Genomic DNA, 15276 nt, shown 5'->3' with positions numbered 1-15276 from the left:
TTCGATATGATGAATCTATCCGGTGAAGAGGCCGGCGTCGAGAGGAAGCGCGATGAGGACGCTGATCCGAGCCGGGGTGGTGGTTCCCGCGACGGGCGGGAGGACCGTGGAGAACGGCGGCGTCGTCATCGAGAACGGGCGCATCCTCGATGTGCTGGGTGCGCGCACCGCCGGGGAGCCGTTCGCCGGACGGATCGTGGACGTGCCCGACTGCGCCGTGATCCCCGGCCTCGTGAACATCCACACGCACGGAGTGAGCCCGTCTCCGCTGTTCCCGAGCGGCGCCGCCGCGCTTCCCGAGGAGCGCTGGCTCGGCCATCTCGATCGCCACCTCGCGGCGGGCACGACAACGGTGCTCAGCACCTGCGGGCTCGGCACGATGGCGGAGATCCGCGAAGCGGACCGCCGGCACGCCGTGCACGTGCGAGGCGCGACGGCGCACACGCCGGGGGCGCTCGCCGCGGCCCTCGCCGCCGACGGCGCGGGGCTCGGCCCCGCGCATCGCGCGTCGACCGTCGAGCGCATGCTCGAGGACGGCGCGGTCGCGATCGGCGAACTCGGCGGAGGGCAGACCCTGGGCGGGGGCGGGCAGGATCTCGTCTACCTTCCGGCGGCGATCCGCAGGCTCACGGGGCGAACGGTCACGCAGGAGCAGGCCAGGGGGCTCAAGGAGGCCGTGCTCGGCCGATTCATGGACGAGGGCTCGGGCGACGCGGAGCTGTTCGCGGCGCGGGCGGCGGAGGCGGGCCTCGGCGACGTCCCGCGGGACGAGCTCCGCGCCCTCGTGGTCGGCACGGTGATGCCCTCGGTGGGGCACGCCAGGGACGGGATCCGCGAAGGCATCGAGGCCGCGGTGCGGTTCGGCGTGCCCGCGCTCGTGCATTCGGCCGCCGCCTCGGCGGACCTGATCCGGAGCCTCCTGTCTCTTCCCCGGGCGCGCGGGACCGTGATCGCCGGGCATGTGAACCACACCTCGCACACGGTCGAGGAGGCCATGCGGCTGGCCGAGGCCGGGCGGGACGCCGGATGGCACGGTGAGGCCAGCGTCTTCGACCTGCTCGAGGGGCGCGAGACGGTGCGCACCCGGGAGCACTGGGACGCGCTTCTTTCGGCGCCCGGCCTGGTCGACGTGCTCGCCACCGACTACGGCCACGACGGCCGGCACGACCCGCTCATCGCGGGCGTGCAGGACCTCATCGACGCCGGGCACCGCACGCTCGCGCAGGCCGTGGAGATGGCCACCTCGGTTCCCGCCGCGCTCATCCCCGGGCTCGTCGACGGCGGCGCGATGCTCCGCCGCGGCGCTCCCGCCGATGTCGTGATCGCGCGCCGGGACGATCTGCGCGACGTGCGCGCGGTCCTGGTCGGCGGCGAGGACGTCGTGCGGCACGGGCAGGTCCTCGCGGGAGTGCACGCATGACGGGTCTGGATGCGCGGGATCGGGCGCTCGTGCGGACCCTGATCGGCGAGATGCTCGCCGATCAGGATGAGGCGGCCGTGGCCTCCGCGATCGAGGATCTTCGCGCCGGTCTGCCGGCGTTCCGCCGGGACGCCGCGCGTGTGCTCGCCGAGGAGGCGGCCCGATGACCGGAACCGGCGCGATCACCGAGACCTGGCGCTGGGGCGTGCCCGAGGCCGCCGCCGCGCTTGCAGACGGCGAGGTCACGAGCGCGCAGCTCGTGGCCGCGGCGCTCGAGCGGATCCGGGCCACCGAGGACCGCGTGCACGCCTGGGCGCACCTGGACGCCGCAGGCGCGCTGGCCGCCGCGCGGGCCAGCGACGAGCGCCGGAGCGCGGGAAGGCCCCGCGGACCCCTGGACGGCGTCCCGATCGGCGTGAAGGACGTCATCGACGTCGCCGGCATGCCGACGCGGGGCGGATCGGAAGTCTTCCGGGACGCGATGCCGGCGCGACACGACGCCGTCGCCGTGGGTCGCTTCCGCGCAGCGGGCGGCGTGCTGCTCGGCAAGACCGTGACCTATGAGTTCGCGTTCGGCCAGGGCCGGCCGCCCACGCGGAATCCGCGCGACCCGGAGCGCTACGCGGGCGGATCGAGCATCGGATCGGGTGTCGCCGTCGCCGTGGGATCCGTGCCGGCCACCCTGGGCACCGACACCGGCGGTTCCGTGCGCAACCCCGCCTCGATCAATGGTCTCGTCGGGCTCAAGCCCTCCTCCGGGCTCGTCTCCAGGACGGGATCGATGACCGTGAGCGGCACGATGGACGCGATCGGGCCGATCGCCGCATCGGTGCGCGGGGCCGCGCTGGTCCTCGATGCGATCGCCGAGCCGGCCGCACTCGCCACGCACTTCGGCGGCTCGGTCGTCGGCGCCGCCGACCGCGCCGTGGCCACGCGTGTCGGCGTCGACCGCGCGCAGTGGGAGCGCTGGGGCGTCGCGGGCCCCGTCCGCGCCGCCGTGGACGAGGCGATCGTCGTGCTGGAGCGGAACGGCGTCGAGATCGTCGAGGTGGACGCCTCCGACCTCGACCTCGCACTCACGGCGGGGCTCCTGGTCTCGCTCTCGGAGGCCGCCGAGCTGCATCGGCACCGTCTGCAGGCGGCCGCCGGCGACTATCTCCCCGAGACCCGGGTGATGATCGCGTCCGGCGCCCTGCTCCGGGCGGACGACGTCGAGCTCGCGCGGCGCCTGCGGGGCGCCCTGAGGCGGCGCCTCGAGGAGCTCCTCGCCGCCCGGGGCCTCGTCGCGATCGTCAGTCCGACGCTGCCCGCCGGCGCGCCGCGGCTCGCGGGCATGGCCGCCGAGCTGACCAGCGCAGGCGATGCGGAGTCCCTCGGCAGCGCCCTGCGCATGCTCTGCGCGGCGAACCTCACCGGGCTGCCCGGGCTCAGTGTCGCCTGTGGGGAGGTGGAGGCGGGCCCGGTCGGGATGCATCTGCTCGGACGGTGGAACGGGGACGCCGAGATCCTCGCCCTCGCCGAGCGCTACGAGCAGGCGGCGCCCTGGCGGGCACGCGTGCCCCTCGACCCGCGCTGATCCGTCCCCGCGGCGCAGGAGGAAGGCCCCGGACGACCCGACGTCCGGGGCCTTCTCACGTCTGGGCCGGTCAGCGCACCCGGCCGAACGCGCGGGCGGGGTGCTCCAGGAGCTCCATCACCCGCCGCAGGAACCCGGCCGCGTAGCCGCCGTCGCACACCCGGTGATCGAACACGAGCGACAGCTGCGCGATCCGGCGCACCACGATCTCGCCGTCGACGACCCAGGGGCGCTCGATCATCCGGCCGATGCCGAGGATCGCGACGTCGGGGTGGTTGATGATCGCCGCCGACCCATCGACGCCGAGGCCGCCGTAGTTGTTCAGCGTGAACGTCGAGCCGCGCAGCCGCTCGGGCGGCATGGTGCCGGCGCGGGCCGTCGCCGCGAGCTCGCGGAGGGCGATGTCGAGCTCCTCGACGTTCAGTTCGTGCGCGCGCGGGATCACCGGCACCAGGAGGCCGCGGTCGGTGTCGGCGGCGACGCCCAGGTTGATCCCGTCGAAGGAGAGGATCTCGCTCGCGTCGTCGCTGAGCCGCGACGCGAGCAGCGGGTGCTCGGAGAGCGCGATCAGCACGAACCGCGCGACCAGGGCGGTGAGAGAGGGGGCGCGGCCGCCCGCGGGCGCCATGGCGGCGCGCAGGTTCCACAGGTCGGTGACGTCGACATCGACCCAGACCGTCGCCTCGGGGATCTCGGAGCGGCTGCGGGTGAGCTTCGCGCTGACGGCCTTGCGCAGCGGCGACATCCGTTCGCGGTGCAGGATCCGCAGGCCGTCGACCGTGTCGGAGCCGACCGCAGCGACCCGCGGGGGCGCGGTCCGATCGACAGGCCCGGGGACCGAAGCGGCGGCGTCAGGGATCGGAGCGGACGCGAGCGTGTGCAGCGCGACGCCGTCCACGGCCTGGTCCACCGCGGCACGGAGCACGTCGGCCCGGGTGATCGCGCCGTCGGCGCCGGTCGGGGTGATCGTGCGCACGTCGAGGTGCAGATCGCGGGCGAGTCGGCGCACGAGCGGGGAGCGCACGGCGACGGGGACCCGGGCGACGGGCGCCTCCGGGACCGGGCGGACCTCGTCCCGCGGGGCGACCGAGGCCGGGGCTGCAGAGGCCGCGGCGACCGCGGGCACGCGGCGCACCCGACGGCGGCCGGAGCCCGCCCGCTCGGAGGTGCCGTACCCGATCAGCACGTTGCCGGATCCTGCCCGCTCCTCGGTGCGGTACGCCTCCTTCTCCACCGCCGGGGACGCCGCCTCGGCGACCGGGACGGGACCCGATGCCGCGGCGTCGGGATCGGCGACCTCGAGCACCGGAGCGTCGACGTCGATCGTCTCGCCCGGCTCGCCGTGCAGCGCCGTCACGACGCCCGCGAACGGGGAGGGCAGCTCGACGACGCTCTTCGCGGTCTCGACCTCGGCGATCGGCTGGTCGGTGCGGATCGTGTCGCCCACCTGCACCAGCCACTGCACGAGCCCGGCCTCGGTGAGGCCCTCGCCGAGGTCCGGCAGGCGGAACACCTTCGTCGCCGCCGTCATCGCTCGTCCTCGAAGTGCAGGGAGTCGATCGCGTCCAGCACGCGGTCGGCGTCGGGCAGGTACCAGTGCTCGAACTTCGGCGGCGCATACGGGGTGTCGAACCCGGTCACCCTGCGTACCGGCGCCTCGAGGTACTCGAAGCAGCGCTCGAACACGCGGGACTGGATCTCGCTCGCGACGCTCACGTACCCGGGCGCCTCGGCGACCACCACGGCCCGGCCGGTCGAGCGCACGGCGGCGGTGATCGTGGCGTCGTCGATCGGGGAGAGCGAGCGCACGTCGACGACCTGCACGCTGCGACCCTCCGAGGCGGCGATCTCCGCCGCCTCCAGGCAGGTCGCCACGGAGGATCCGTAGGAGAGGAGGGTGACGTCGGTGCCCTCGCGGACGACCCGGGCGGATCCGATCTCGGCGACGAGCGAGGTGTCGACCTCGCCCCTGGTCCAGTACAGCTTCTTCGGCTCGAGGAAGACCACCGGATCCGGCGACGCGATCGCCGCCCGCAGCAGCGAGTACGCGTCCTGCGGGGTCGACGGGCAGAGCACGGTGAGCCCGGGGGTGTGCGCGTAGTACGCCTCGGAGGAGTCGCAGTGGTGCTCGACGCCGCCGATGCCGCCGCCGGTCGGGATCCGGATCACCATCGGCAGGGCGAGGGCGCCGCGGGTGCGGTTGCCCATCTTCGCGACGTGGCTGACCACCTGCTCGAACGCCGGCAGGGCGAAGGCGTCGAACTGCATCTCGACGACCGGCCGCATGCCGTTCATGGCCATGCCGACCGCGGTGCCGACGATGCCGGACTCGGCGAGCGGGGTGTCGAAGCAACGGTCCTCGCCGTAGCGCGCGGTGAGGCCGTCGGTGATGCGGAAGACGCCGCCGAGCGCGCCGACGTCCTCGCCGAAGACGACGACCTCGGGATCGGCCTCGATCGCGTCGGCCAGGGCGCGGTTCAGCGCCGCGGCCATCGTCATGGTCTGCGTGGTCGGGGCGGGGGTGTCGACGCGGACGTCGTCGTGCGCGATGGTCATCGGTGGCCTCCTGCGGTCGCGGATCCGGATCGTTCGATTTCGTCGCGCAGCTGGTGCCACTGTTCGTCGAGCTGCGGCGAACGGGTGCTGCGGACGTGGCGGAACAGGTCTTCGGGGTCGAGGTCGGCGTCGGCGTTGAGCGCGTCGCGGAGGGCCGCGGCGATCGTCTCCGCACCGTCGGCGAGCTCCTGCTCGCGGGCCTCGTCGAGGAGTCCGCGAGAGGTGAGATGGGCGCGCAGCCGCAGCAGCGGATCCCGCTCCGCCCACGCCTGAACCTCGGCGCGCTCCCGGTAGCGGGTGTCGTCGTCGGCGTTCGTGTGCGCCTGCATCCGGTAGGTGTGCGCCTCGATCAGGGTCGGGCCGCCGCCCGAGCGGGCGCGGTCGACGGCCTCGCCGAGCACCGCGAGCAGGGCCGCGACGTCGTTGCCGTCGACGCGCTGGCCGGGCATGCCGTAGCCGATCGCCTTGTGCGCGAGCGACGGCGCCGCGGTCTGCCGGGAGAGCGGGACCGAGATCGCGAACTCGTTGTTCTGCACGAAGAAGACGACGGGCAGGTGGAAGACGGCGGCGAAGTTCATCGCCTCGTGGAAGTCGCCCTCGCTCGTGGATCCGTCGCCGCACATCGCGAGCACGACGGTGTCCTCCCCGCGGTGCTTCGCGGCCTGCGCGAAGCCGACCGCATGCAGCAGCTGGGTCGCGAGCGGCGTGGTCTGCGGGGCGACGCGGTGCTCGCGCGGGTCGTAACCGGAGTGCCAGTCGCCCTTGAGCAGCACCATGGCGTCGGCGGGGGAGACGCCGCGCGCGATCACGGCGACCGAGTCGCGGTAGGTCGGGAACAGCCAGTCGTGCGCGCCGAGCACGAGGGAGGCGGCGACCTGGCAGGCCTCCTGCCCGTGCGAGGACGGGTAGACGGCGAGGCGGCCCTGACGGACCAGCGCGTTCGCCTGGTCGTTGATCCGGCGGCCCTCGACGAGCCCCTGGTACGCGCGGCCGAGCAGATCGTCGCCGGGCATCGGGTAGCCGTCGTCGACGGTGACGGCGCCGGTCTCGTCGATCAGTCGCACGGGGACGTCGCGGGGCAGCAGATCACGAGGATCTGCGCCATGCGCGGGTGAGGACGTCGTCTGCTGCATCGGGTCCGCCTTCCTTGCCGAACGGGATGAGTCCAGTGTGCGCCCGGGGCAGCAGTCGTCCAACCAGATCGAGGCGAGTATGGATGATTGCTCGCATTATCCGTGGTGATGGTGCAAAGTGTCATCCAGAACCCTCATCGGAAGGAGTGCCCGTGACGAGCCTCGACGACGTCGACCGCGCGATCCTGGAGGAGCTGCGACGCGATGCCAGGGTGTCCATGACGGCGATCGCCGACGTCGTGCACATCTCCCGAGCGGGGGCGCACGCGCGGATCAAGCGCCTCACCGACGCCGGGATCATCACGGGCTACACCGTGCGCACGGATCCGGTGCTGCTCGGCCACCACGCCTCGGCGTACGTCATGCTGTCGCTCGAGCAGCCGGCGTGGCAGGAGGTGCGGGACCGGCTGCGGGAGATCCCCGAGGTCGAGCACATGGCGCTCGTCGGAGGCGACTTCGACGTGATCCTGCTCGTGCGTGCGGGCGACGCCCGCGATCTGCGCCGCATCGTGCTCGAGGACATCCAGGCGATCCCGGCCGTGCGGTCCACCCGCACCACCCTGATCTTCGAGGACTTCGCGCAGCACTGAATCCGACCGGATCCGTGGTTCTCCCGCGCCGCGCCGCACGGCAGAATGTACCCATGACGGATGCGGTGATCGAGCGCGAAGTGCTCACCTGGGACGGTTTCGGCGAAGCGATGCGCGATCTCGCGCGGAGGATCCTCGATTCGGGCTTCGACACCGAGGTGGTCGTCGCGATCGCCCGCGGCGGTCTGCTGCCGGCCGGCGCGATCTCGTACGGCCTCGGCGCGAAGAACTGCGGCGCGATCAACGTCGAGTTCTACACCGGCATCGGCACGGTGCTGGACGCCCCCGAGGTGCTGCCCCCGGCGCTCGACATGGAGTACTTGAACGGCCGCCGCGTTCTGCTCGTGGACGACGTCGCCGACTCCGGGCGCACCCTCGCGCTCGCCGTGCAGCTGCTGCGCGACAAGGGCGCCGACGTCCGCTCGGTGACGATCTACACCAAGCCGACCACGATCATCCAGCCCGACTACGCGTGGAAGGACACCGATCGCTGGATCGACTTCCCCTGGTCGGCCAAGGGCACCGTGCGCGAAGAGGACCTGGGCCTGCCGCCCACGGCCTGACCGGACGGGCACGCCCCGGGCCGACGCCGCGGGCGTCAGAGGTGCGGGCGTCAGTCGAGCGCGAGCAGGAATCCGTCGCCGTCGGCCTCGACCCGCACGTGCGTGAAGTCGGGCACCACGGCGTCGGGGGAGTGCGCGGCCGATCCGGCTCCCACGCCGATCACGCGCATCCCGGCGGCGCGGGCGGCCGCGATGCCCGCGCTGGAGTCCTCGAAGACGATGCAGTCTGCCGGATCCACTCCGAGCCGCTCGGCGCCGAGCAGGAAGCCCTCCGGATCCGGCTTGGAGGCGTGGACGTGCTCGGCCGTGACCGGAGACCCGGGCACCGCGAGCCGCGCGGCGTCCATGCGCACGCGCAGCAGCCGGTCGTCGGCCGAGGTGACGATCGCGTGCGGGAACGGGGCGATCGCGGCCAGGAACGCGCCGGCGCCGGGGATCTCGACGACGCCGTCGACGTCGGCGCTCTCGGCGCGCAGCATCGACCGGTTCTCCGTGATGTTCTGCTCGTGCGGGCGGTCCGGCAGCATGATCGCCATGCTCAGGTGGCCCTGGCGGCCGTGGATCACGCTGAGCACGTACTCCGGGTCGAGTCCGTGCGGCTCCGCCCACTCCAGCCACAGCCGTTCCACGACGGTCGACGAGTCGACGAGGGTGCCGTCCATGTCGAGCAGGGCGGCGCGAGCGCGGAAGGTCTGGGGCACGTCCCCAGGGTACCCGCGGGCGCGCCCGGGGACGGGCGCGACGGGCACGCGCGCGCCGGGGCCACCTAGGGTGGGACTCGGAGGGCGGATGAGGACGCAGTGGAACCGGCTCGTGGAGCGCATGCGCCGGGCGCGCGCCACGGCCTCGCCCCAGGAGATCCACGAGACGGACGCGCTGCTCGTGGGCATCGCGGCCTTCGTGCTCGGCTTCCTGGTCGCGCTCGCGCTGTTCTGGCACCGGACGCTGTCGATCGCCGGCCCGTGGTCGGTGGGCGTCGTCGCCGCTGCGGGCGGCGCCGTCGTCGCCGCGCTGAGCTTCGCGCTGGGGCGGGTCGCGCTGCGGCTCGAGGTGAGGGACGCGCGCAGGGATCCGGATCCGGTGGACCCGCGCGACGGCTTCCCGGAGCCGGGTCAGCGCCTGCGCTGGTACGAGCTCGCGGCGATCGGCCTGGCGCACGCCGCCGTCGCCCTGCTCGCCCTGTTCGGACTCGCGGAGCTGCTCGCGGCGGGATTCCGCGACGCCCCGGTCTTCCCGTTCCCCGGCGCGGTGCTCGTGGGCGTCGCGCTCGCCCTGACCGCCTACGTCTGCCATCTCAGCGCGGCGGCGCTCAGCCCCTCGTCGATCTCTCTGATCCTCGCGGTCTTCCTCGTCATCGGCGCGCTCACCGCGATGCTCGAGGCGACGGATCCGCATTGGTGGCGCGACAACCTGTCGGCGCTGGGCATGGCGGCCAACGCGTCGGCGCCCGCGTTCAACGGCACGCTCATCGTGGCCGGGATCATGGTCACCACGATCGCCCGGTACGCCACCGCGTCGGTGCCGATCCCCGAGCCGCGCGACCGCCGGGGGCGCGACCTCGTGCGGATCGGCCTGGTGCTGATCGGCGTGCTCCTCGCGTGCGTCGGCGTGTTCCCCGTCGATGCGTTCTTCGTGCTGCACAACACCGTCGCGACCGGGATGGCCGTGGTGTTCGCGGGGATCGTCGTCGGGCTGCCGTGGCTGCTGCGCCGGATCTCGCGGGTCTTCGTGGCGCTGGGCTGGGCGTACGTGCTCGTGATCGCGCTGCTCGGCGTGTTCTTCGCTACCGGCTACTACAACCTCACCGTGGTCGAGCTCATCGCGGGCGTGCTGATCCTCAGCTGGATCATCGTGTTCCTGCGCGCGGCCAGCGTCGACCACGGACCGTGGGACGTCGAGCTCGAACGGCGTCGGGCTGCCGCTGCAGTGCGCGAAGTAACGGAGTTCCACCAACTCGACGTCGAGTGAACGCATCGTTCACCTGACGTTGGAACGGCCGTCATCCGGCCCGTCTAGCGTGGCGGCGTCGCGCCCGCGGCATCCCCTCGCAGAAGCGGAGCCCTCGATGAAGCTCGTCCAGATCACCGACACCCACATCAGTCACCTGGGCGGCAGCCCGTCCGAGAACGCGCGGCTCTTCGTGCAGTTCATCGACGAGCTCGCCCCCGACATCGTCGTGCACACCGGCGACGTGACGATCCTCGACCCGGACGAGGATCGCGATCGGGTCGCGGCGAAGGAGATCCTCGCCGGCATCTCCGCCCCGATGCGGGTGCTCCCCGGCAACCACGACGTCGGCGAGCCCGGCGATGACCCGTTCGGAGACCGCCCGGTCACGAGCGAGAGGATCGCGGCGTTCCGCGCGCACTTCGGCATCGACCGCTTCGTCGAGATCGTGGACGGCTGGGCGGTCGTGGGCCTGAACAGCGAGCTGTTCGACTCCGGCCTTCCGGAGGAGGAGGAGCAGTGGGCGTGGATCGAGACCCTGCCCGAGCTGGTCGGCCCCCGCCCCGTCGCACTGTTCACCCACAAGCCGATCTGGGCGCACACGCCGGAGCACCAGAACACCCACCTGACGGTCGGACCCGACTCGCTGCCGCGGCTCGAGGCCGTGCTCGCCGAGCTCGACGTGCGCGCCTTCGGCAGCGGCCACCTGCATCGCTACGCCGTCACCGAGCGCGACGGCGCCGTCGTCGTCTCCGCACCCTCGACCGCGTTCGTGCACCGCAGCGCCGTGTCGGCGGATGTGATCGGCCCCGGCCTCACCCAGCTCGGCGTCGTGGAGTACGAGCTCGACGAGCGCGTGCTGCCGCTGTTCCGCGCCCCGCTCGGAATCGTCGAGCCGGAGTTCCTCGAGGTCGAGCAGGCTCGCATCGCGCTGGACGCGATGGGCGTCGTGCTCCCCGCCTGAGATCCCTGGTCAAGCCCCTCGCCCGATCCGCCCGCCCGTGCCGTGGCGCCCGTTCACCGCGGCGTCACGGCACGGGCATCGACACGTGATAGACCGAAAACCATGAATGCGCCCATCGCCGAGCCGCCGATCGGCGGCACGATCGATCACATCCTCTCCGTGCTGCCCTCGCTCATCCCGAGCGCCCAGCGCGTCGCCCGCATCTGCGCGGAGCGGCCCGAGGAGGTCGTGGAGATGTCCGGCGCCGACCTGGCCACCGCCGCCGACACGTCGGCCGCAACCGTGAGCCGCACGTGCCAGGCGCTCGGCTTCCAGGGGTTCCAGCATCTGCGCATGCTGCTCGTGCGCGACCTCGGCGCCGCCGCGCGCGCGGCAGGTCCCCAGGTGACCGGCACCTCCGGCTGGCTGCAGATGATCGCGGACGGATCCGCCGAGATCATCCAGACCTCCCTGGCCTCGGTGAATCCGGCCGCCTTCGACGCGGCGGCCGACGCGATCGTCGCCGCTCCGCGCGTGCTCGTCGCGGGAACGGGGGGATCCGGTCCCGCCGCGCAGTCCTTCGCCTTCAAGCTCACGATGAACGGGCGCCCGTGCGAGGCTCCCGTCGACGGCGTCGCGCAGCAGCTCACCGCGCGCGTGCTGTCTCCCGGCGACGTCTGCCTCGTCGTCAGCTCCAGCGGCGCGAACGGCGTCACGCTCTCCTCCGCCGCCGCGGCCGAGGAGGCCGGGGCGACGGTGATCGGCGTCACCAGCTTCTCGCGGTCCGCGCTCGCCGAGCACGCCGATCTGCTCCTCGTCGCCGGCGCGCGCTTCCAGTCCTGGGATCAGGGCGGGCTCGCGATCGGCCTCGCGCAGACCCTGCTGCTGTCGTCGCTGCAGATGGCGGTCGCCGAGCGGATGTCCGACGCGGCGGAGCGGGCCAGGGGGGCGGTGCGCGAGGAGCTCGTCGGGATCGTCGCCGAGACTCACGCGGATGACGCGGATGACGCGGATGACGCGGACGACCCGGATGACGCGGACGGCGGCGGTGACGCGGACGACGCGGACGGCGGCGACGCCGACGGCGGAAACGTTCGCGCTCGCAGCGGCGGCCGTTGACCCGGCGTTTCCCCGCAATTTACTTACGGCACTGAAACTCCTCATGTAAGCGAATTACGCGGGAGGGTCCCGCTGCACAGGTCGCTTGCAGGAGGCGACCCATGGGCACCATCCGGCTCAGCGGGATCGGGCGCAGCTTCAAGAGCACCGCCGCGGTCCGCGACATCACCCTGACCATCGACGACGGCGACTTCCTGGTCCTGCTCGGCCCGTCCGGGTGTGGCAAGACCACTCTGCTGCGCATGATCGCGGGCCTGCTCGAGCCCACCACCGGGCGCATCGAGCTCGACGGCGAGGACATCACCGACCTGCCGTCGAAGAAGCGCGATCTCGCGATGGTGTTCCAGAGCTACGCGCTCTACCCGCACCTCAGCGTCCGCAGGAACCTCGCCTTCCCGCTGCGCGTGCAGAAGCTCGGCAAGGACGAGATCGAGCGCCGCGTGCAGGACGTCGCGGCGTCGCTCGAGATCGACCACCTCCTCGACCGCAAGCCGAAGGAGCTCTCCGGCGGCCAGCGCCAGCGCGTCGCCGTCGGCCGCGCCCTCGTGCGCGACCCCAAGGCGTTCCTCATGGACGAGCCGCTCTCGAACCTCGACGCCAAGCTGCGCACCCAGACCCGGCAGGAGCTCACCGCCCTGCACCGCCGCCTCGGCGCGACCTTCGTCTACGTGACGCACGACCAGGTCGAGGCGATGACCATGGCCACCCGGATCGTCGTGCTCAATGCGGGCCGCATCGAGCAGTACGGCACGCCCGAAGAGGTCTACGACCGCCCCGAGTCGGTGTTCGTCGCCGGGTTCCTCGGCAGCCCCGCGATGAACCTCCTCGACGCCCGCGTCGTCGGCGCCGGCGGCCGCATCTCGGTCGCCGCCGAGGGTCTCGCCGGCGACCTGTGGGCCGGAAGCACCGACGCCCTCGACGTCGTGCTGGGGATCCGCCCCGAGCACCTCGAGATCGCGGACGCCGCGGGCCCCCGGGCGGGCGTCAGCATCGCGGTCACCGTCGACATCGTGGAGAACCTCGGCGGCGAGCAGATCCTCACCTGCACGAGCGGCGCCGGGCGCGTGCACATGCGCACCTCCCGCGCGGTGCGCATCGCCGAGGGCGCCGAGCTCACCCTGCGCGCCGCTCCCGAGCACGTGCACCTCTTCGAGCGCTCGAGCGGCCGCCGGCTCGAGTGGGTGCCCGACGACGGCACCGACGAGCCCGGCGTGAACGTCCGCGCCGCCAAGCGCGCGCTCGCCGCCTGACCCCGCCCCCTCCCTCCGCCCCCTCCCGAACCCGAAGCATCCCGAACAAGAGAGAGAACCCATGAACCTCCGCACCCGCGGCGCCGGCATCGCCGGTCTCGCCGCCCTGACCGTGATCGCCCTCGCCGGCTGCGCCAGCGCGAACGCCAGCACGACGCCCGTCGCCGGCAGCATGGCCACGCTGTCGCCGTCCGACAAGGTGGCGATCACGTTCGAGTCGTACAACCTGTCGAACGCAGGCATCTGGTCGAACACGATCACGACGCTGCTCGACGAGTTCCAGAAGGAGCACCCGAACATCACGGTCAAGGCCCAGCCGTCCGACTCCTCGTCGACCGCGGGCAGCGTGCAGAAGGAGATCCTCGCCGGCGGCGCCCCCGACGTCGCGCAGATCACGTTCGGCGAGCTCGACTTCGCGGCCACCACTCTCGGCGCGCAGAACCTCACCTCGGTGGTCGGCAAGACCGCCCTCGACGACGAGTTCGGCGGCAAGTACCCGTACAACCCCCGCGCCAAGGTGCTCGCCGACTGGAAGGGCGCGACCTACGGCCTGCCCTACGTCTTCTCCACCCCGGTGCTCTGGATCAACAAGGCGATGTTCACCCAGGCGGGCCTGGACCCGGCCACGGTCGACCTGTCCACCTGGGACGCGGTCGAGGCCGCGGGCAAGAAGATCAGCGCCGCCACCGGCAAGCCGTCCGTGAGCGTCACCTGCACGGTGACCGGCGGCAACTGGTGCATGCAGAGCCTGTTCCGCTCCAACGGCGCGCAGGTGCTCAGCGACGACCGCAAGAAGATCGGGTTCGGATCCGCCGAAGCCGTCTCGACCGTCAAGACGTTCCGCGACATGTTCGAGGCGGGCGTGCTGGCCAACCAGGACGGCACGACGCAGTACGAGTCCTTCGCGAAGGGCCAGACCGCGATCCACGTGAACACCTCGGCGCTGCAGGGCGCGTTCATGGCCGGCGCGAAGGCCGGCAACTGGACGCTCGACGCCCGCCCCCTGCCGTCCTTCGGCAGCAAGGCCGTCGTGCCCACGAACTCCGGATCCTTCCTCGCGATGTTCTCCAAGGACCCGAAGAAGCAGGCCGCCGCCTGGGAGCTGATGCAGTGGATGACCAGCTCGCACGCGTACGAGTCCATCTCGACCAAGATCGGCTACCTGCCGCTGCGCAGCTCGATGACGCAGAAGGGCGGCCCGCTGTACGACTGGGTCGAGCAGAACCCGCTCGTCAAGCCCAACCTGAAGCAGCTCGACGCGCTGCAGCCGTGGGTGTCCTACCCGGGCAACAGCTACGTGCAGATCGACCAGGTGCTCGCCACCGCGATCGAGAACTCGGTGTACTACGGCAAGGACCCGTCCGCGACCATGAAGGACGCCGCCCAGCGCGCCCAGGGGATGATCAAGTGACCCCCGGATCCACGACCTCGGCCGCGAACCGCCGGCACGAGACACCGGGCGTCTACAACCTGCGCGACACCGGCGGCTACCGCGCCGGGACCCGCACCTCGCGGTGGGGCAAGCTGCTCCGCTCCGATGCGCTGCACCGGCTGGACGCCTCGGGCCGCGACCTGCTCGGCGAGCTGGGCGTCGCCCACATCGTCGATCTGCGCGGTGCGGACGAGCTGCGCACCGCGCCGAGCAGCCTCGACGGGCTCGCCGTGCAGGTGCACCACCTGCCCGTGTTCGACGACGCGGCCCCGGCGTCGCGGGCCGGCCTGCAGGTCGGGCTCGCCCCGATCTACGACCACATGGTCGACGAGCGCGGCGCGAACCTGGCCGACGCGATCCGGGTGATCGCCCTGGCCGGCGACGACGAGGCGGTGCTCGTGCACTGTACCGCGGGCAAGGACCGCACCGGGCTCGTGGTGGCGTTCGCCTTGAGCGCCGCCGGCGTCGACCGCGACGAGGTCGTGGCCGACTACGCCCAGACCGCGGCGAACCTGCAGGGGGAGTGGGCCGACGCGATGCTGGCCGGCTTCCGCGACAGCGGCGCCGAGCTCACCCCCGAGGTCGTGGAGCTCGTCACCGCGAGCCCGGCTCCGGTGCTGGCGGCGCTGCTGGAGCGCGTCGACCGCGAGCACGGGTCCGTGCGCGCCTACCTCGCCGCCCACGGCATGACCGAGGACGAGCTCGACCGCCTGACCGCGGCGCTGGTCCGCTGACAACCCCGAAAGG

Annotated in this window: 15 protein-coding genes; 11 read left to right on the top strand and 4 right to left on the bottom strand. The window is 72.6% G+C overall.

What is annotated here, in order from left to right; translation table 11 throughout:
- The first annotated feature begins 52 nt into the window (after positions 1-52).
- From RBR11_RS11965 to RBR11_RS11955, 3 genes are read left to right on the top strand one after another with little or no spacing between them, the layout of a single operon-like run.
- Positions 53-1420 (top strand): hypothetical protein, encoded by a 1368-nt coding sequence (locus RBR11_RS11965; RefSeq protein WP_308489574.1) that lies wholly within the window; start codon positions 53-55, stop codon positions 1418-1420.
- Positions 1417-1587 (top strand): hypothetical protein, encoded by a 171-nt coding sequence (locus RBR11_RS11960; RefSeq protein ID WP_308489573.1) that lies wholly within the window; start codon positions 1417-1419, stop codon positions 1585-1587. The genes RBR11_RS11965 and RBR11_RS11960 overlap by 4 nt, the downstream gene beginning before the upstream one ends.
- Complete coding sequence (locus tag RBR11_RS11955) at positions 1584-2996, top strand: amidase (RefSeq protein ID WP_308489572.1); 1413 nt, start codon at positions 1584-1586, stop codon at positions 2994-2996. The genes RBR11_RS11960 and RBR11_RS11955 overlap by 4 nt, the downstream gene beginning before the upstream one ends.
- Positions 2997-3066: 70 nt before the next feature.
- Here the strand turns inward: RBR11_RS11955 and RBR11_RS11950 are convergent, their stop codons facing one another.
- The 3 genes from RBR11_RS11950 to pdhA are packed head-to-tail and all read right to left on the bottom strand — an operon-like array spanning position 3067 to position 6685.
- Positions 3067-4527 (bottom strand): dihydrolipoamide acetyltransferase family protein, encoded by a 1461-nt coding sequence (locus tag RBR11_RS11950; RefSeq protein WP_308489571.1) that lies wholly within the window; start codon positions 4525-4527, stop codon positions 3067-3069.
- Positions 4524-5552, bottom strand: a complete 1029-nt coding sequence (locus RBR11_RS11945) for an alpha-ketoacid dehydrogenase subunit beta (RefSeq protein ID WP_308489570.1) — start codon at positions 5550-5552, stop codon at positions 4524-4526. The genes RBR11_RS11950 and RBR11_RS11945 overlap by 4 nt, the downstream gene beginning before the upstream one ends.
- Positions 5549-6685 carry a pyruvate dehydrogenase (acetyl-transferring) E1 component subunit alpha gene (gene pdhA / locus RBR11_RS11940; RefSeq protein ID WP_308489569.1) on the bottom strand — a complete coding sequence of 379 codons (1137 nt, stop codon included), beginning with the start codon at positions 6683-6685 and terminating at the stop codon, positions 5549-5551. Before pdhA ends, RBR11_RS11945 begins: the two co-directional genes overlap by 4 nt.
- A gap of 152 nt (positions 6686-6837) precedes the next feature.
- On the opposite strand from pdhA, the gene RBR11_RS11935 reads away from it, so the two are divergent.
- Positions 6838-7275, top strand: coding sequence for an Lrp/AsnC family transcriptional regulator (locus RBR11_RS11935; RefSeq protein ID WP_308489568.1), 438 nt, complete (start codon positions 6838-6840; stop codon positions 7273-7275).
- Between the two features lie 53 nt (positions 7276-7328).
- Positions 7329-7838 (top strand): phosphoribosyltransferase, encoded by a 510-nt coding sequence (locus tag RBR11_RS11930; RefSeq protein WP_308489567.1) that lies wholly within the window; start codon positions 7329-7331, stop codon positions 7836-7838.
- A 50-nt stretch (positions 7839-7888) separates the two neighbouring features.
- Here RBR11_RS11930 and RBR11_RS11925 read toward each other — a convergent pair whose 3' ends face one another.
- Complete coding sequence (locus tag RBR11_RS11925; RefSeq protein ID WP_308489566.1) at positions 7889-8539, bottom strand: HAD-IA family hydrolase; 651 nt, start codon at positions 8537-8539, stop codon at positions 7889-7891.
- Between the two features lie 88 nt (positions 8540-8627).
- On the opposite strand from RBR11_RS11925, the gene RBR11_RS11920 reads away from it, so the two are divergent.
- The 6 genes from RBR11_RS11920 to RBR11_RS11895 all read left to right on the top strand — a co-directional run bounded on the left by RBR11_RS11920 (position 8628) and on the right by RBR11_RS11895 (position 15263).
- The gene (locus RBR11_RS11920) at positions 8628-9806 is read left to right on the top strand and encodes a DUF998 domain-containing protein (RefSeq protein WP_308489565.1); all 1179 of its coding nucleotides are present in this window, start codon (positions 8628-8630) and stop codon (positions 9804-9806) included.
- Positions 9807-9903: 97 nt separating this feature from the next.
- On the top strand, positions 9904-10749 hold the full coding sequence (locus tag RBR11_RS11915; RefSeq protein ID WP_308489564.1) for a metallophosphoesterase family protein: 846 nt from the start codon (positions 9904-9906) through the stop codon (positions 10747-10749).
- 102 nt (positions 10750-10851) lie between these two features.
- On the top strand, positions 10852-11847 hold the full coding sequence (locus tag RBR11_RS11910; RefSeq protein WP_308489563.1) for a MurR/RpiR family transcriptional regulator: 996 nt from the start codon (positions 10852-10854) through the stop codon (positions 11845-11847).
- Positions 11848-11948: 101 nt separating this feature from the next.
- Positions 11949-13097, top strand: a complete 1149-nt coding sequence (locus tag RBR11_RS11905; protein WP_308489562.1) for an ABC transporter ATP-binding protein — start codon at positions 11949-11951, stop codon at positions 13095-13097.
- A gap of 61 nt (positions 13098-13158) precedes the next feature.
- A complete protein-coding gene (locus tag RBR11_RS11900) occupies positions 13159-14508 on the top strand; it encodes an extracellular solute-binding protein (protein ID WP_308489561.1) in 1350 nt (449 codons plus the stop codon).
- Positions 14505-15263, top strand: coding sequence for a tyrosine-protein phosphatase (locus tag RBR11_RS11895; RefSeq protein ID WP_308489560.1), 759 nt, complete (start codon positions 14505-14507; stop codon positions 15261-15263). The genes RBR11_RS11900 and RBR11_RS11895 overlap by 4 nt, the downstream gene beginning before the upstream one ends.
- The last annotated feature ends 13 nt before the right edge of the window (positions 15264-15276 follow it).

The sequence above is a fragment of the Microbacterium capsulatum genome (genome assembly GCF_030865425.1).
GTDB lineage: Bacteria > Actinomycetota > Actinomycetes > Actinomycetales > Microbacteriaceae > Microbacterium > Microbacterium capsulatum.
The sequence above is the reverse complement of the archived record's forward strand: the minus strand, read 5'-3'. Positions and strand labels throughout refer to the sequence as shown.